Raw genomic sequence first — 13,741 nt, forward strand, 5'->3', positions numbered from 1 at the left:
TGAACCTCAAAGACCAAATTGGCGGCGCACTTCCCCGGCGCCGACGAGAGAACGGAGAACAGTGTAGTCGCCAGCCTCGCGACGAACCCGGCCGGCGATGACCGCTGGGCCGACGCCGAAGCGTTTGGCGTCAGTCAGCACTGCTTTCTCCGTGCGCGAGAACCGTGACACCGCGAGATCCCATTGAGCCACAGGCAGCAGCGCGTTCCGTGCAAAGCCGTCTGCCTCCTCTTCGTGGCGCTCGTCCGACGGGCTCTCCGTGTCGTCGAAGATGGCGGCAAAGGCTTCCGGGCCGATGTGGAGCTTGAGGTGTCCGATCTCGTGCAAAAGCGTGAACCAGAAATTGTCCAGCCGGTCATGGCGGAGCGTCAGGCCGATCAGCCCGTAGCCGTCGAACGAGCCCATGGCTGCGCCGTCCAGCAGGGTTCCGGGTAGATGCCGTTCGACAACGAAGGCGATGCCGATCTGGCGCAGGTGGTCGACGGCCTTCAGTGGGCCGTCGGCATCCAGGGTCAGGGCGACGAGGGCAGCGATCCAGGCATCATCGATCAAGGCGGGATCGAAGGTTGCCGTCGGCGGGTTTCGGGCGGCCAGCTGTCGCACACGCGCTTCCCATGCCGCGATCGCCGGTTCGTGCACAGCGCCGTTCGACCGCACAGACTTCCGGTGCAAGCCGGCAGGGACGAATCGGGCCGAGCCACTCCGCAGGAAGGCCGGCACGAGGTGGTCGGCGGACTTGCGCGCCTGCGTCAGCGTTCCGGAGAAGTCTTCGAACCAACCGCGCTTGTACATCTCGGCCAGAGGGAAAGCCTGCCAGGCGGTGGGATCGACCGACTCCAGGCTCCCGTTCCCGGCGAGCGACGCACGGTTCTCGATGCGCACGTCGAGCGCATCGGAGACCTCGATCAAACGCTCAAGGCTCGCGGATCGATAGCGTTCGGCTTCGTATCGCTGGACCTGTTGTTCCTTCAGCCCCAGAAAATCCGCGAGATCCTTCTGGCTCATGCCTCTCGCGATCCGTGCGCGGATGAGCGTCTCGGGGAGATCGGCAAGGCGTGCGGCCGAGAACGTCGTCTGCGCTCCTGACTTCAGGGCCTCGTAAAGGGCGACATCGGCTTCGAGTTCCGCCACTTGGCTTTGGAGCGCACCGCGCGCGATGACGGCGAACGCGGGATCGACGTTGGTGGCCGCCGGCGCGCCCGCCGAGGCTTTCAGCTGGTCCAGCGCCGCGCACGTGGACCGGTACTGTCTTTCGTTCGTGATCATTACAACGCCCCTTTCGAGGTCGCGAGCGTCAGCCGCAAAATGCCTTTGGGCTGGCCCGAATGTTTCTCGATCTGGAAGAAATCGAGGAAGGTGCCCGTCGCGCCGTTCGGGGCGAAGGCCGGAAACATCTCGCCGAGATATTTGGCTTTTTGAGCCTCGCGCTTGCCGGCGAAGTTCTGGAGAACGGGGTCAAGCAAGGAAAAGTCCATCCCCGCATGATCCCAGCAGCCGTCGAAATCACCGGGGTGGTCTTTCGCTGTGGTGAAGCTGCCATCGAGGTAGACGGCACGGCATCCGGCGAGCCGGAGCGCCTCCACCGCCCGTTGAAAACCACCGAACAACCACTGTCGGTGTGGCGTGGTGGCGAACCGGGCGGCAACCTCCTCCAGCGTCGTCTCGTGGACGCCCGAAGGCAGAACCGCCCAAGGCGCGCCAAAGCCCGGATCAATAAGGGAAGGGATCATGAACACAACAATATCGTTGTGTGCATGTATTGTCCAGTCGGGTGAACGGTGTGCGCGGAGGTGTGTGCGGAACAGCCTTGGCGACGCCTGCTTGGCGTCCGGCCGGCGGGATCATTCGTAAGAATAAGCCAGATGGTCGGTGCTCGACTTCGCCCAGGCCGGAAGGGCGCCAAGAGTCTCCAGCTGTAGCCGCAGCGCCCCATCGAAAACTTCTGGCAGCAAGACGTGAATCGCCGGCCAGATCGCATGCGCCTCTAGCACTAGATTGCCCTCGCCCAACTCGAGTGCCCTTCGGAGGTGCACGCCGACGGTGCCCTCGAGCAGGGGGCCTGCCGAGGTTCGGGCGAGCACCGTTTGAAGAACCGGCGCGAAGGGCATGAGGGGGTGTCCCGACAACTTGCTGTTGAGCATCGCCTGGATGTTCGGCTGTCGGGAAGCGTAGTTCTTGAACGCCCCGCGGCGTAGCGAAGTGTCGAGAACATCACCGCGATGAAGTGCGCAAATTGCCAACGATCGAGGTTTTGATGCTGCCAAAGCGCCAGACCGGGCACGCGCGCACACAGATCGCTGTTGGCCGCAATGAACGCCGGCGTCGTGAGCTCCGAGTAGGAGAAATCAGTGCGGGCCTGCAGCGCCACCTTCCAAGGCGCGCGCACGGCCTCCCCTCGCGCCAGCAAACTCGGCGTGACCCGATCCTCATAGTAGGGCCAGCCGGTTTCAGGAAAAGTGAGATCATTGACAGCGACCTGTCTCTCGTCGCCGAAGCTGCCGTCCGACTTCCGCAGGAAGCAGGTTAGCATCAGGCGTCGAGCGGCTAGAGACGTCTCTATGGCCGCCTGATCGAGCACGAAGGCGTTGTCCCGATGGCGGAGGATTACGTCACGGAACGACTGCGGCAGATCGCCCGACTGGAGTTCGTGCCCCAACAGAACCCAGATCAAACCGACCCCTTCGCGCCTGTAATGCAGTGACCGGTCGGAAATCTCCGTCTGGAAGGTGTTGGACAACTGGATCTCGAAGGCGACCGTGCGGCCGTTAGTATACGTCACGAGTACGTCCGGGTATCGGCCATGGCCGCCGGCGGTAGGTGCAAGATAGGTGTCTACTGCCACCCGCGTGCAGCTTGGATCCTGTTTGGCAAGTTGGGCGATCTGCTCGCAGATCAGCCGGTGCGCCGGGCTTTCCTGGTGACCGTGGTACTGGCCCGCCTTCAGGCTATCGGGGTCCTGGGTATCGCCGGTAAACCAAGGACAGGCGGCAACGGCGCCCTTGAAGTGGGCGAAATAGGGAAGCCGTTTTTGACGGAAGGCGCGCGCCTTGATGAAGACGGCGCCGCCGCAACGAAGACAGGCGGCAATGGATCGGTGATCCCGTCCTCGCCGAGCGTCGGTAATGCGTTGCCTCAGCAGGCCCCACTCAGCCTCGGACATCGCCATCAGCCGCTCGGCCGTGATCGGACCGACCTTGTCGATCACCGCCACCTCGATGATGCGCTGAGGTTTCTGGGCCATTTCCGTCCCGCCAACTCCGAATCAGGAAGGATTGCACACAGTCGGTGCGCCAGTATCGGTCGTGACTTGGTGAGTCGGCTGGTAAAGCTAAAGTCCGCCTTCGGCAGAGGTGCGGTCACATCGGCGCCAATGCGTCTCGCCGTGCCGCATCGTCGCTCAGCTCGCCCTTTAGGTATAGTCCTCGAAGCTGGAGAAGGCCTTCATCCCTTTAGCCGCGTTTGACTTGGCGATGCGCGTTCGGCTGATCCTCTGCTGAAGATAGACGCACAGGGCGTCGAAGTCCTCGATCGCCAGCATCCTCCAGGGGCCTCTGAAGTTCGCTTCAATATTCTTGGAAATAGCCTCGTAACTGAACTTCGTGTCGCGCGTTTTATCGGCGCTCGCGAATTCATTGTATCGGCTGATCAGGTGCTGAGTATACCGGCTCGCCTTGAGATCGGCCCCGATCGTGCCCGCCGCGGGCTGAATCTTTACCGTGTTACGGGTGGTCTTCACATTGACGGTTTTGGCTATGATCGCGCCGGGGCTGTCGATGACGACGTTGCCACTATTGTTGGTCACCTCGATGCGCCGAAGGTCGCCGAGGAGGATCTTCGCATAGAAAGCATCGGTAGCCTGTTCGGGCCGTCCCATATCACCTTCTCGGATCCGCTTGATCTCCTCGAGCGCCTCTACGGAATAGACATCGGGTTCGGCATCCACCATTTTATGGTGTCGACGGCATAGCAGAACCAGGTTTTCGAAGCCCTGCCGTTCGTCCTCGCTCTGGGTGACGTCGAAGCGGGGGCCGCCCTCATTTCGCGCCCGGATATGGCAGATTTCGCCGGTGATCGTCCCCACGGCTTCGACGATGGGCAAGTCGCACCTTGGAAAGGCGCAGAGATTCCCCGACGTCGCGAAGAGCCTTTTGATCGTCGTTTCCGACGGCCTCATCTCGCGCGACGCGCGCCAGCAAACGGCTCGACCGAACTTAGCCTATTCAGCACCTCATCGCTCCAGCCTGACTCTCAATCTGCGGGCTCGTTCCTGGAAGGCGCCTTCCCCACCTTCCAAGATGTCGCAAACCGCTTTTCTGATGTCAGCGTTCTCCAGGCCACCGGACTGATAGGTGATCGGCGGCAAGGCACCGTGCGGATGCGGCCCTGACTCAGCGATGATGATCTGATCGGCGTCAGTGTTGATCACAAGGTTGGCGTTATGCGTCACCATGATCACCTGGCGGTTCGATTTGGCTTCGATGAACAGACCCACCAACTCTTCGAAGACGGATTTCGGGTCGAGGTTCTCCTCCGGCTGGTCGATGATCAGCGGGCGGCCATCGCCATCGTCCAACGCCAGATAGAGCAGCAACAGGACGATGCCGCGGGTTCCGGGAGACAGCTTGCGGATATCCACGCCATCATATTCGATGCCGTAGTGGATCTCGATATGACCAGTGCTGAACAGCCATTGAGCGAAGCGTTTCGACCAGGCCCGAAACTCCAGCTGCTCGGTGTGGGCGACCGGCGAGTGGTCGAGCAGTTCCTTCTGATAAAGCCGACGAAACTCCGCCATCGCCGACACCACCTCAGCTGACGACCCTGTCTCCCAAGCCCGCTTGAGGACCTCGTTGGCCTTCTGAAGCAAGGTGCCCTTGCCTCGGAACGCCCCGCCCTTGCGGAGATCGATCAAACCCTCCTCGGCCTGCCCCGCCCACTGGGCCACGTCGGCGACCCGCGCGACAGAGAAGGACAGCTTCTTCAACGTCCCGGAGGCCGCCGCCAGACGCGCCATCAAGGGCCCGTACAATTCCTCCAGAACGGTTTGTTCGGCGATGAGGGCGTCGAAAGCCCGGCCATAGGCCTCTTCGCGTTCGGCCTGCAGATCCCGGGCACGATCCTTGGCGCCTTGGCTGTCTTGAAGTTTGGCCGCGAGGGTCTGCATCGCCGCAGTCTCGGTCGCGATCCGGCCCGACAGCGCCGTGTATTGCCGCTGCGTTTCCTTGTCGGAGCTGACCAGTTTTTCCAGCCGCCCCATCTCGGCTTCCAGGACCGCCTGCGACAGCGTCGTCAGGTCTGTCTCATCAGCAAAGAACGCCGTGTTCGCATCACCGGCTGGCGGTGCAGCGCCCTTCAGCCCCGCGATCTTGCCATCAACCCATTTGACGTAGTCGTTCAGGTCGTCATCGACCTTCCCGGTATAATCCAGAATGAAAGCGGCCCACTGGTCGTTCGACATTCCACTGTGCGTATGTCTGGCCTGGGTTTGCCGCAGTGTCTCCGGCGCCTGGTTGCGCCGAAGGTCCCTCACCTCATCCTGAAGGGCCAGGAAGGTCTGCCGCTGGTTTGTGAACCGCCGCAACTTGGTCCTGACCTCGTTGGCCGCGCCAGCCAGCTCGGTGTGACGCTGAGCCCTCTTTTCGCTGCCCGCCGAAACAAGCTTGGCGCGGTCGGCGGTATAGGCGTCGACCAGTTGCCGCTTCTGCGCGACCATGGCCTCATAGCTGGCGACCAGCTTTTCCTTCTCGAGTTCAGTGCCGATCCGCTCCGAGATCTGGGAGACGGCCTCGGCCTCACGATCGCGCGCCAGACGATGGCGTGAAGCGCGATGTTCCAGCAGTTCGGCGAAGTCCAACGCACCGTCACGATCATGATCGGGATGGGCCTCGAAGATCACTCTCTCGATCTCGCGGAGGAGTCCGTCGGTCAGGCCGCTGGATGAGCACAGTTCCTCGACGAACTGCTGGGACAGGTATCGCGCCCGAGGATAGCTCAGCGGGCCGTTGGCATCGGCCCCATCCAACGACCGCGTGCCTGGAGCGCCCGCCGCCCAACTGACCTTCACCTTGGCCTGGCCGATAAGAGGCCGGGCGCGCACCAGGAACGAGGGGTTCGCCCATTCATCGGCGGCCCAGGCCTCGTCCGATATGGAATCGCAGCCCGCCGCGATCATGTCCGCCAGGGCCGTCTTGCCCGATCCCCGCGCGCCAATAATGGCCACCAGGCCGGAGTTCAGAGGGATGGTCGACGTCTGGAGCCAAGGCGCGTCGAGTATTTCAATCTCGGAAATAACCTGGGACGGCGTTGCGGACTTCGGCGGCTCGGCGCCGACATGGGCCCGGCCCCGGGGGTCGATGCAGGCCTGTCGCAGCGTGTCGAATTCCAGCCCGCCCTTGACCCATGAGAATCGGTCGCCGAACGGCGTGGCGACGTCTTCGAGCCTGTGCGCGTCACTGCCATGAAGGCAGGGCTTCAAACCGCCATATCGGGCGCGGATCGCCTGGGCGTCGAGATCCTTTTGACCGAGCCAGAACTCCCGCTGCGCCTGGCTGCTGGCGAATATGATGTCGGCAAATCCCTCGATCTCGCGACGAATGGTCTGGTCGGCGGCCTCCCTCACGCCCGATGTGCCATCGGTGGCGCCGCCGGCGACGGCGATCAGGACGTTCTTCTTGGCCCATCCGCTCTCGCCGAACACCTCGCGCAGTTGCCGGAAATTGACCTTGAACTGGTTCGCCCCGTAGGAGAGCGCGGCGCCGTCGTCGGTTATGTTCGGGTCGGCCTTCTTGCCCAGGCGTATCAGGTCGGCGCGGGTGCAGTCGTAGCGATCCTGCTGCACGGTGAAGTGCAGCCGGGATAGAAGGCGCTGCAGTTCGGCGATATGGTCCGGGTCCTCGGGGCTGACGAACAGATGCAGATTTACGAATCCGCCCTTCGCGGTCGCCACATCCAGTCTCAGCTCGACATTGGGAAATATCAGCGTCGCCTTCGGCAATCGCCCGTCGGCCTTGTGCTGCAACACCCGCTCATAGGTGTCGGTGACATAATAGTCGGTGACGGCGATCGCCTCGATGAGCGGCGTGGCCCTTTCAAGCGCGGATAGATAATCCTCCCACGCCGTGGGGCCGGTGAACTGATTGTTCATCACGGTCCCGGGCGCATGGATGTGAGGCTCCCAACGGCGCCACTCAGAACCTCGACTAATCATGCTTCCCCCGTCCCGCTTTTTTACGCCACCCTATCGTGTAACGATCATCAATTCGCGTGCAATGACCTTGCATCCCTACTCGGGCGACTTCTGTTCCTGAACTTGTGCGAGCCGAAAAGATCGCTCAGCAGCGACAGCTGTTTCGCCGTCTGTCACAACCCTGTCGAGGCTCATGCCCAACACGTACCGCCCCCTCCTCAGCCTCCCGGCTCTCGCGCTATGCGCCCTGTTCCTGGCTGCTATGGCGACACCCGCATCGGCCGATCCTTGCGAGGGGCGGCTCCCCTCCCAGCCGGGTCAGCCGTTCACGGGATCGGTGCGCTATGTCGGCGACGGGGACAGTTTGTGCGTCGGCAGCTCCAGAGATCCCAATAGCTGGATCGAAGTGCGGCTGGCGGATTTCGACGCGCCCGAACTCCACTCGCCTGACGGACGGCTATCCCAGTCGCTTCTGCGACAGGTCGCGTTCGGACAGAATGTGGTCTGCGACGCACGCCGCGGCAGGAGCGGCCGCGTCATCGTACACGACCGCGTCATCGCCGTCTGCCGTGTCGGTGGCCGCTCTATCGGAGATCTGCTCCGCGCGAGACGCGCCCCCGAGGGCGGTAACTAACCAGCCGGTCGTCGGAGGCCAAGGCGCGCCGCCCTTCCCCATGAACCCCAAAGGCTCGACAAGACCGTCGCGGTAATCGCTAAAGGCGTCGACGGCAGATCGTTGGAGCAGAAGCGTTATGAGCGGCATTCCGGAGCGTATGAAGTACAAGGCGCAGGTTTACGATCTTGCTCTGAGCGCCTTTTTCAAACTCAGGGAGTTCGACTCAGCCGCCCTGGATCAGCCCCGCGCCGAGACCGGCTGGGACATCGCCGAGGCCTTCGTCGCGGCCGCCATGAGCGGAGTGACCTATAAGAGCAGCAGCCGGGATCGGCGGTTCGAGGCGGCCAGCCTTTTGCGGACGCTCGCCGATCAGGTTGAAGAGGACGGCCTGGCCAGCCTGGAGTGGAGCCATCAGGGCAAGCTCGACGCGCGACAAGCCTGGCGGCCCGACATCCGCTCAGCCGAAGGACTTGCCGAGCTCGACCTGCGTACCGACGCGGTGATCGAGGGGCTGATGCGGCCGCTCCGGGCGCTGACCGTCCCGGAACGGCGCGCGATCGTCTGCATGTCCTTTGTGCGCATGGCGCTGGCGCACATCGGGGACCTCAACGAGCAGCAGCCTGCGGACGCTCATCGGGTTCGCGAATACACGCTCAAAATGCTTTCGCCGCTGCTCGCAAGGTTGCAGAGTTCGGACACGCCGGACTGACCCAAGCGCCTGCGGTGGGCACTCAGGCCTGGCACCTTCCCGCCGCCCCCTCTATGGCGCGTTGAGCTATGAAAGACCGCCATGGCCAAATACGATCCGCTCCGGGATTATCTTCGCAAGCAGAAGACCGATGAACTCGAGCTCTCCTTCGCCGAGATGGAGCGCAAGATCGGCTATATGCTACCCAAGAGCGCGGGCCTGCCGCAGTGGTGGGCGAACACAACCGACCCGGCCACGACCCACGTTCAGCGCAAGGCCTGGGGCGACGCCGGCTTCGACGCCTTCCTGATCGCCGGCGCCGACCGCGTCCGTTTCAAGCGGGTCTAATCGACCCGGTCCGCCCGCTAGCCTCCGAAGTCGAACGCAGCCTGGTTTTCCGGAACACCAGATTTCCGTTTCCGACGGCTCCTGACGGGCTGATCCGAACCGGTCGCAGCCTCAGGCGCCGGTCTTCTAGGCGGCTCTTCCAGGGTTCTCCTGACTGGCGGTCTAACCGGCTCCGGCCTCTCCACTATGGCCCGGGGCTCCGGCAGACGCCTCGGTGTCCTCGCCCGTCGCCACGCCAGCAGCTCGCTCTGCCACCATCCGACTCGGTTTTGCGAGACCTGGACGCAGGCCGGGAAATCTCCGGTCTTCTGCATGCGCCAGACCGTCGTCCGGCTCAGACCGCAGATCACCTTCACCTGCGACCAGGGGAGAATCCGGTCTTCCAACGCGTCGAACGGAGGCGGCTCGCTCACACTGTCCATGACACCGCCTCGTCCGCCCGGCGCTCCAGAACCTCGGCCAGCAACCGGGCGTCCCGCGCCGCATCGACCGGATCTCGAACCTCCCAGGTGCGAAGAACGTCCTTCAGGGCGAAGCTGACCGCCGGGTCGACCAGCAGGTCCGCGACGCTGGGCGCCCACTCCGTTCTAAACCCTTCCAATCCCGCCTCAGCCATGACGCCGACCCCTGGCCGCGGGCGGGGCAGACGCGCGAAGGTCGCTGACCTGATCCAACGCCCAAGCGCGAAGCACGCCACGCGGATAGTAGGGCCTGTGCCGAACGTGGAGACAGGGAGGGCCGTTGCCTCCGGTGGACCACAGCCGAGCGAGGGTCTCGGGTTTCATGCGGATGCCGAACTGGATCAGGAAGGCGGACGCTTCCTTGCGGGTCAGCAGATCCTCATCGGCCGCGTCAGTCACCGCCGCCACCGGTTCTGTGGCGGGTATCATCGATCAGTCTCCGGCACCCGGCACTGCCGGGAATTGCGGGCGCCCCTCCCGGCCGAGAGCGCGAGGTAGCAGTCAACGGCTGCGGCGACATAGGCTTGCGTCTCCGCAATGTTCGGTATGCGCCCAAGTCTGGCGACACGATCCGGCCCAGAATTATACGCCGCGAACGCAAGCCGGACGTCCCCGAAGCGGAGCAGCTGCCGGGCCAGATAATCCGCTCCGCCGTTGAGGTTCTCGATCGGATCGAACCGGTCTCTTACCGCGAGATCCGCCGCCGTTCCCGGCATCAACTGCGTCAGGCCGCCGGCCCCGACCGGAGACACGGCATCGACCCGGTATGCGGATTCCACGATCACCAGGGCATGAAGCATCTTGGGGTCGATGCCGTGGCGCTCCGCGGCGACGGCGATCGCGTCCATGAACGGCTGTGAAAGGGGCGGAAGTCGGGGCGTGAGGTCATCGACGCCGGCCCCGTCCGACACAGGCTGCGCGGCGGGACGGCCGAACAGATCGCCGCCGGCGTTGCGCCAGTCGACCGCTTGAGCGGATGCATTGCCCGCTGCGAGCGCCAGGGCCAGAGCGGCCAAAAAGGGTCTCACCATGTCAGGGTCTCCCGAAACACCCCCTCCAGGTCTCGGGTCCGGACGGGGCCAAAATAGCGACTGTCGAAACTTCCCGCCGTGTCGCCGAGCAGGAAGAGCTCGTCCGGCGCGAGCCGACGGCAGCCGGTCCAGCCGGGCAGAGCCGCGCCGCGCCGATCACGATCCAGAACGTGAGCCACGCGGCCAGGCATTCGAACCGCAGTTCCCTGCCGGCAGACGGGATCGCCGCCGACGGCCGCGACCCGTTTGATCAAAAGGACCTCGTCCGGCATGCCGAGCGCGCCCAGGTAGCGCCGGGCGATGGGGGGTTGGGGCAGAGCGACCATCGCGCCCCTCTCCGGCGCGCCGCCTGGATGTCGCAGATACAGGCCACGCGGTACGCTGGGGCTCTCGTTGACCAAAGCGAGGGCTGGCGTCTGGTCGGCGATCAGGGCGCCCAGGGTGAGGAAGAAGACGGTGACGCCGAGCACGGCCCAGCGGTTTCCAGTATCGAGCGGGGTCCAGGTCATGGCCGGTACGGCTCCAGGATCAGGTCGCGGGTGATCATCACGCGGACCGCAGCGCCGGCGCGCAGACGGATCGACGGCCGGACGTCCAGCTCCCGGTCCACGAGCCGCCCCCCGACCTGGGAGCCCTCGATGGCGGCGGCGTCCCCGGCGTCGCCGAGCAGGCCGCCCGAACCCTCGCCATCTCCGTCACGGGCGATTTGGCCGAGGGTGGTGATCGCGCCGGCGAACAGGGTTCCGACCAGCAAGGGGAATAGCCGCCGATCGACATGGCCGCTCACGCCCACGGCGCCTTGCGCATCAACGCCGGGCTCACCGGTCAGCACCAAGCTCTTGCCGTTGGGCAGGATCAGCCGATCCCAGGTCAGGAAGGCCCTCCGGTCGCCATAGGCGCTTTCGCCCTCATGACGGCCGATAAGCCGGGTCCCTTGGGGCAGGACGAGATGGCGGCCGCTGACGGTGTCATAGACATTCTGCGACACCGTCGCGACGACCGGCCCGGCGCGCGCGGTGTCCACCCCGGTCAACAGGACCGCAGGAATGATCGCGCCGGCCTTCAGCTCATAGGGTGACAGCGGCGCCGTGAGGGTGTGGCCATTATAGGTGGCGCCGACGTCCGCAGCGTCCGCACGAGCGCCGGCCGTCGCTGGAGCCGTCCCGGCACGCGCGGCAGGACCGGCCCCGGTCGATTGCCCCTCGAAGAACAAGCCCGATCGCGCCGCCTGTTCGCCCGGACTTGGCCCGGTCGCCCGGGTCGTCCGCGATGGCGCATAACCGGCGCTATACCGGCCCGGCGCGGGCGGCGGTGGCGGAACACCAGGCTCAGCCGTCTCGGGCTCGGTCCCAACGCGGGGCTCGGGCAGCCGGTCATAGGTCGCCGGCTGATCGGTGACCGCTTCGGAGGGCCGAACGGAGCCCCGGGCCTGGTCCTCCCGGCCTTCGACGGCGCGGAGCCGGGCGCTGTCGCGCAGTTCCGGTTGGACGACGAAGGCCCAGGCCAGGGAGCCGGAGACGAGGATCACGCCGCCGATCACGATCGTCTGGACGACCGACTTACGCAGCCGGGTGACCGGCGGCCGCGGCGCCCGCATCGACAGGCCGGGCGGCGGCGCCTTCGCCGCGCTGGCCAGGTCGGGTCTGACCTCAGGGCCGACGCCTGACGCTGCCGAGGAAGCGACGTCGTCGGGATTGTGGGGGCTATCCTGGAACGAGGTCATCGGGCGGCTCCCTGGAGGCGGCGGATACGAACGATCTGGGGGCGACGATCGCCGAGCCTGAGCTCGGCGCGATCAAAGACGCGATCGACGATGAACAGACCCCCGGCCTGGCGGTAGTTGACCATCTGGCTCTCGCCGTCGGCGGCGATCACGAACAGGGCCGGCGCCTCGTCGATCTGAAGATCGGGATTGAAGGTGATGAAGGTGCGCTGCCCGTCGTTGAAGACCGAAGCCGGCGTCCACCGTGCACGGCGCCCTTGCGGCTCTATCCGGTAACGGGCGTCGATCGGTCCCTCCGGCATCGCCACCGGGTCCGACACGCGGATCTCTGCCGCCTCGGCGATCGGCGCCCTGGTCGGGGGATCCATCGCCTCGGTGTCCCACGCGATCGCGGCATTGAACCCTGAGGCGTCACCGCTCTTCAGGTCGATGAAATAGACCCGCCGGTTGGTGGTCAGGACAAGGTTGGTCTCAAGTCTTCGTTGCAGTGGCTTGAGGAGGACGTGGGTTCGCTGACCTGCGCCCTCCCCGGACGTGGTCTCCCCGATCTGCCAGCGGACGGTGTCGCCGGCCGCCTTGGAGACCAGGGTCTCGCCGGCCGCCAGGGTCAGGGTGGTGACCCGCAGAGGCGCGGTCCAGACCTCGAACACCCGACCCGGAGACCAGGCGAAAACCTGGACCCCGCCGACGAAGGCGTCTGAACGGGACGGGGCCCGGGCGTCCAGATTGGCGGCGACGATGGCGCGGCGGCCGGTCATCCCCGTCGCCGGCGCCACGGCCGTCGGCTGCGCCTCATAGGGCGTGCCGACGGGAACGGCGGGCGCCGGGGTCGCATCGGCGACCAGCGCCTCATCGACCGGCACCGTCGATTGCGGCAGGGCTTCGGCTTCGGCGATGACGGCAGCCTCGGCCGTGACGACGGGCAGGGGCGCAACCGTCGGCGGCATGGTCGTTCGGCCGAATACGGCGCAGCCGGACAGGGTGAGGCCCAGGCCGGCCAGGATCAGGAGGCGTCGGGGGTCCATGATACGTCCTCGATTTTCAGTCCAAGGGGGTTCTTCATCAGCTCGGCCTCGGTGCGGGGCGGCTGGGTCGTTGTGGTGATCAGGGCGCGCCAGCGCTCGACGCCGGCCTGCTGGCCGTTGACGAAGCGAGTCTCGCGCCATTGAAGATCGTAGGTCCGCTCGGTGCGCCGCACGACGTTGAGCACCTCGACGTTGACAGCTTCGTGCCCGACCTCGGCGAACGGGTCGTGGGTCTGGGCCCAGGCGTTGAGGAAGCTTGCCGCCTTGGGCGTCATCAGGTCGTAAGCCCGAAGCCAATTCTGACGGATGACGATGGGGTCGATGGATTTGGAGCGGACATCGCGCACCCAGCCGGCCAGCGCGTGGCCGATCTGGGCCTCGGTCGGCTCGTAGCGGCCGCCGATCGCCGTGATCCTCTGGGTCTGTCCCAGATCGGAGACCTCGACGACGAAGGGTTTGACCACGGCCCGGTCGGCCTGCACCCACCAGCCCGCCCCGAGGAAGCCGGCGAGGACGAGGTTGGCCACGGCGATACGGCGCCAGTTGCGGGCATGCGCCAGGGACAGGCCCATGCGGTCGTCCCAGACCTGGCCGGCGCGCTGATAGGGGGTAGTCTCGGGCGCCGAGGCCAGGGCGCGTTTGGGACGAAAGAAGGGGTGCATG

The 13,741-nt window shown here is 65.2% G+C and carries 15 protein-coding genes; 2 read left to right on the top strand and 13 right to left on the bottom strand.

Going from position 1 to position 13,741, the window contains the following annotated elements; translation table 11 throughout:
- Nucleotides 1–6: 6 nt before the first annotated feature.
- From HNP47_RS12450 to HNP47_RS12470, 5 genes are all read right to left on the bottom strand, one after another.
- Nucleotides 7–1,266 carry an XRE family transcriptional regulator gene (locus HNP47_RS12450; RefSeq protein WP_035306112.1) on the bottom strand — a complete coding sequence of 420 codons (1,260 nt, stop codon included), beginning with the start codon at nucleotides 1,264–1,266 and terminating at the stop codon, nucleotides 7–9.
- Nucleotides 1,266–1,730: a DUF6932 family protein gene (locus tag HNP47_RS12455; RefSeq protein ID WP_035306160.1), complete on the bottom strand. Its 465-nt coding sequence runs from the start codon at nucleotides 1,728–1,730 to the stop codon at nucleotides 1,266–1,268. The genes HNP47_RS12450 and HNP47_RS12455 overlap by 1 nt, the downstream gene beginning before the upstream one ends.
- A 260-nt stretch (nucleotides 1,731–1,990) precedes the next feature.
- A complete protein-coding gene (locus tag HNP47_RS12460) occupies nucleotides 1,991–3,241 on the bottom strand; it encodes a DUF6035 family protein (protein ID WP_035306109.1) in 1,251 nt (416 codons plus the stop codon).
- A 168-nt stretch (nucleotides 3,242–3,409) separates the two neighbouring features.
- Nucleotides 3,410–4,099: an HNH endonuclease signature motif containing protein gene (locus HNP47_RS12465; RefSeq protein WP_197019703.1), complete on the bottom strand. Its 690-nt coding sequence runs from the start codon at nucleotides 4,097–4,099 to the stop codon at nucleotides 3,410–3,412.
- Between the two features lie 129 nt (nucleotides 4,100–4,228).
- Entirely contained in the window at nucleotides 4,229–7,207 is a 2,979-nt protein-coding gene (locus HNP47_RS12470) for a TrlF family AAA-like ATPase (RefSeq protein WP_035306104.1), read from the bottom strand.
- Between the two features lie 731 nt (nucleotides 7,208–7,938).
- Between HNP47_RS12470 and HNP47_RS12475 the strand changes: the two genes are divergently transcribed.
- Nucleotides 7,939–8,511: a hypothetical protein gene (locus HNP47_RS12475; protein ID WP_035306100.1), complete on the top strand. Its 573-nt coding sequence runs from the start codon at nucleotides 7,939–7,941 to the stop codon at nucleotides 8,509–8,511.
- Nucleotides 8,512–8,592: 81 nt separating this feature from the next.
- Nucleotides 8,593–8,838: a hypothetical protein gene (locus tag HNP47_RS12480; protein WP_035306098.1), complete on the top strand. Its 246-nt coding sequence runs from the start codon at nucleotides 8,593–8,595 to the stop codon at nucleotides 8,836–8,838.
- Nucleotides 8,839–8,855: 17 nt separating this feature from the next.
- Here the strand turns inward: HNP47_RS12480 and HNP47_RS12485 are convergent, their stop codons facing one another.
- From HNP47_RS12485 to trbF, 8 genes are read right to left on the bottom strand one after another with little or no spacing between them, the layout of a single operon-like run.
- Entirely contained in the window at nucleotides 8,856–9,260 is a 405-nt protein-coding gene (locus HNP47_RS12485; RefSeq protein WP_081836093.1) for an AlpA family transcriptional regulator, read from the bottom strand.
- Entirely contained in the window at nucleotides 9,248–9,454 is a 207-nt protein-coding gene (locus HNP47_RS12490) for a hypothetical protein (RefSeq protein ID WP_035306095.1), read from the bottom strand. Before HNP47_RS12490 ends, HNP47_RS12485 begins: the two co-directional genes overlap by 13 nt.
- The gene (locus HNP47_RS12495) at nucleotides 9,447–9,728 is read right to left on the bottom strand and encodes a hypothetical protein (RefSeq protein WP_035306093.1); all 282 of its coding nucleotides are present in this window, start codon (nucleotides 9,726–9,728) and stop codon (nucleotides 9,447–9,449) included. Before HNP47_RS12495 ends, HNP47_RS12490 begins: the two co-directional genes overlap by 8 nt.
- Nucleotides 9,725–10,315, bottom strand: a complete 591-nt coding sequence (locus tag HNP47_RS12500; protein WP_260394843.1) for a lytic transglycosylase domain-containing protein — start codon at nucleotides 10,313–10,315, stop codon at nucleotides 9,725–9,727. Before HNP47_RS12500 ends, HNP47_RS12495 begins: the two co-directional genes overlap by 4 nt.
- Nucleotides 10,316–10,323: 8 nt before the next feature.
- On the bottom strand, nucleotides 10,324–10,839 hold the full coding sequence (locus HNP47_RS12505; protein WP_081836092.1) for a S26 family signal peptidase: 516 nt from the start codon (nucleotides 10,837–10,839) through the stop codon (nucleotides 10,324–10,326).
- Nucleotides 10,836–12,053, bottom strand: a complete 1,218-nt coding sequence (locus HNP47_RS12510) for a TrbI/VirB10 family protein (protein WP_035306090.1) — start codon at nucleotides 12,051–12,053, stop codon at nucleotides 10,836–10,838. Before HNP47_RS12510 ends, HNP47_RS12505 begins: the two co-directional genes overlap by 4 nt.
- A complete protein-coding gene (locus HNP47_RS12515) occupies nucleotides 12,050–13,078 on the bottom strand; it encodes a TrbG/VirB9 family P-type conjugative transfer protein (protein ID WP_035306088.1) in 1,029 nt (342 codons plus the stop codon). Before HNP47_RS12515 ends, HNP47_RS12510 begins: the two co-directional genes overlap by 4 nt.
- Complete coding sequence (gene trbF / locus HNP47_RS12520; RefSeq protein ID WP_035306087.1) at nucleotides 13,057–13,740, bottom strand: conjugal transfer protein TrbF; 684 nt, start codon at nucleotides 13,738–13,740, stop codon at nucleotides 13,057–13,059. The genes HNP47_RS12515 and trbF overlap by 22 nt, the downstream gene beginning before the upstream one ends.
- Between the last annotated feature and the right edge of the window lies 1 nt (nucleotide 13,741).

It is taken from the genome of Brevundimonas vesicularis (assembly GCF_014204545.1).
In the GTDB taxonomy this organism is placed as follows: domain Bacteria; phylum Pseudomonadota; class Alphaproteobacteria; order Caulobacterales; family Caulobacteraceae; genus Brevundimonas; species Brevundimonas vesicularis_B.

Bases quoted from the DNA above. Each gene is read 5' to 3' on its own strand.
- HNP47_RS12450 (WP_035306112.1), bottom strand. From the start codon at position 1,266: ATGATCACGAACGAAAGACAGTACCGGTCCACGTGCGCGGCGCTGGAC.
- HNP47_RS12455 (WP_035306160.1), bottom strand. From the start codon at position 1,730: ATGATCCCTTCCCTTATTGATCCGGGCTTTGGCGCGCCTTGGGCGGTT.
- HNP47_RS12460 (WP_035306109.1), bottom strand. From the start codon at position 3,241: ATGGCCCAGAAACCTCAGCGCATCATCGAGGTGGCGGTGATCGACAAG.
- HNP47_RS12470 (WP_035306104.1), bottom strand. From the start codon at position 7,207: ATGATTAGTCGAGGTTCTGAGTGGCGCCGTTGGGAGCCTCACATCCAT.
- HNP47_RS12475 (WP_035306100.1), top strand. From the start codon at position 7,939: ATGAGCGGCATTCCGGAGCGTATGAAGTACAAGGCGCAGGTTTACGAT.
- HNP47_RS12480 (WP_035306098.1), top strand. From the start codon at position 8,593: ATGGCCAAATACGATCCGCTCCGGGATTATCTTCGCAAGCAGAAGACC.
- HNP47_RS12485 (WP_081836093.1), bottom strand. From the start codon at position 9,260: ATGGACAGTGTGAGCGAGCCGCCTCCGTTCGACGCGTTGGAAGACCGG.
- HNP47_RS12490 (WP_035306095.1), bottom strand. From the start codon at position 9,454: ATGGCTGAGGCGGGATTGGAAGGGTTTAGAACGGAGTGGGCGCCCAGC.
- HNP47_RS12495 (WP_035306093.1), bottom strand. From the start codon at position 9,728: ATGATACCCGCCACAGAACCGGTGGCGGCGGTGACTGACGCGGCCGAT.
- HNP47_RS12505 (WP_081836092.1), bottom strand. From the start codon at position 10,839: ATGACCTGGACCCCGCTCGATACTGGAAACCGCTGGGCCGTGCTCGGC.
- HNP47_RS12510 (WP_035306090.1), bottom strand. From the start codon at position 12,053: ATGACCTCGTTCCAGGATAGCCCCCACAATCCCGACGACGTCGCTTCC.
- HNP47_RS12515 (WP_035306088.1), bottom strand. From the start codon at position 13,078: ATGGACCCCCGACGCCTCCTGATCCTGGCCGGCCTGGGCCTCACCCTG.
- trbF (WP_035306087.1), bottom strand. From the start codon at position 13,740: ATGCACCCCTTCTTTCGTCCCAAACGCGCCCTGGCCTCGGCGCCCGAG.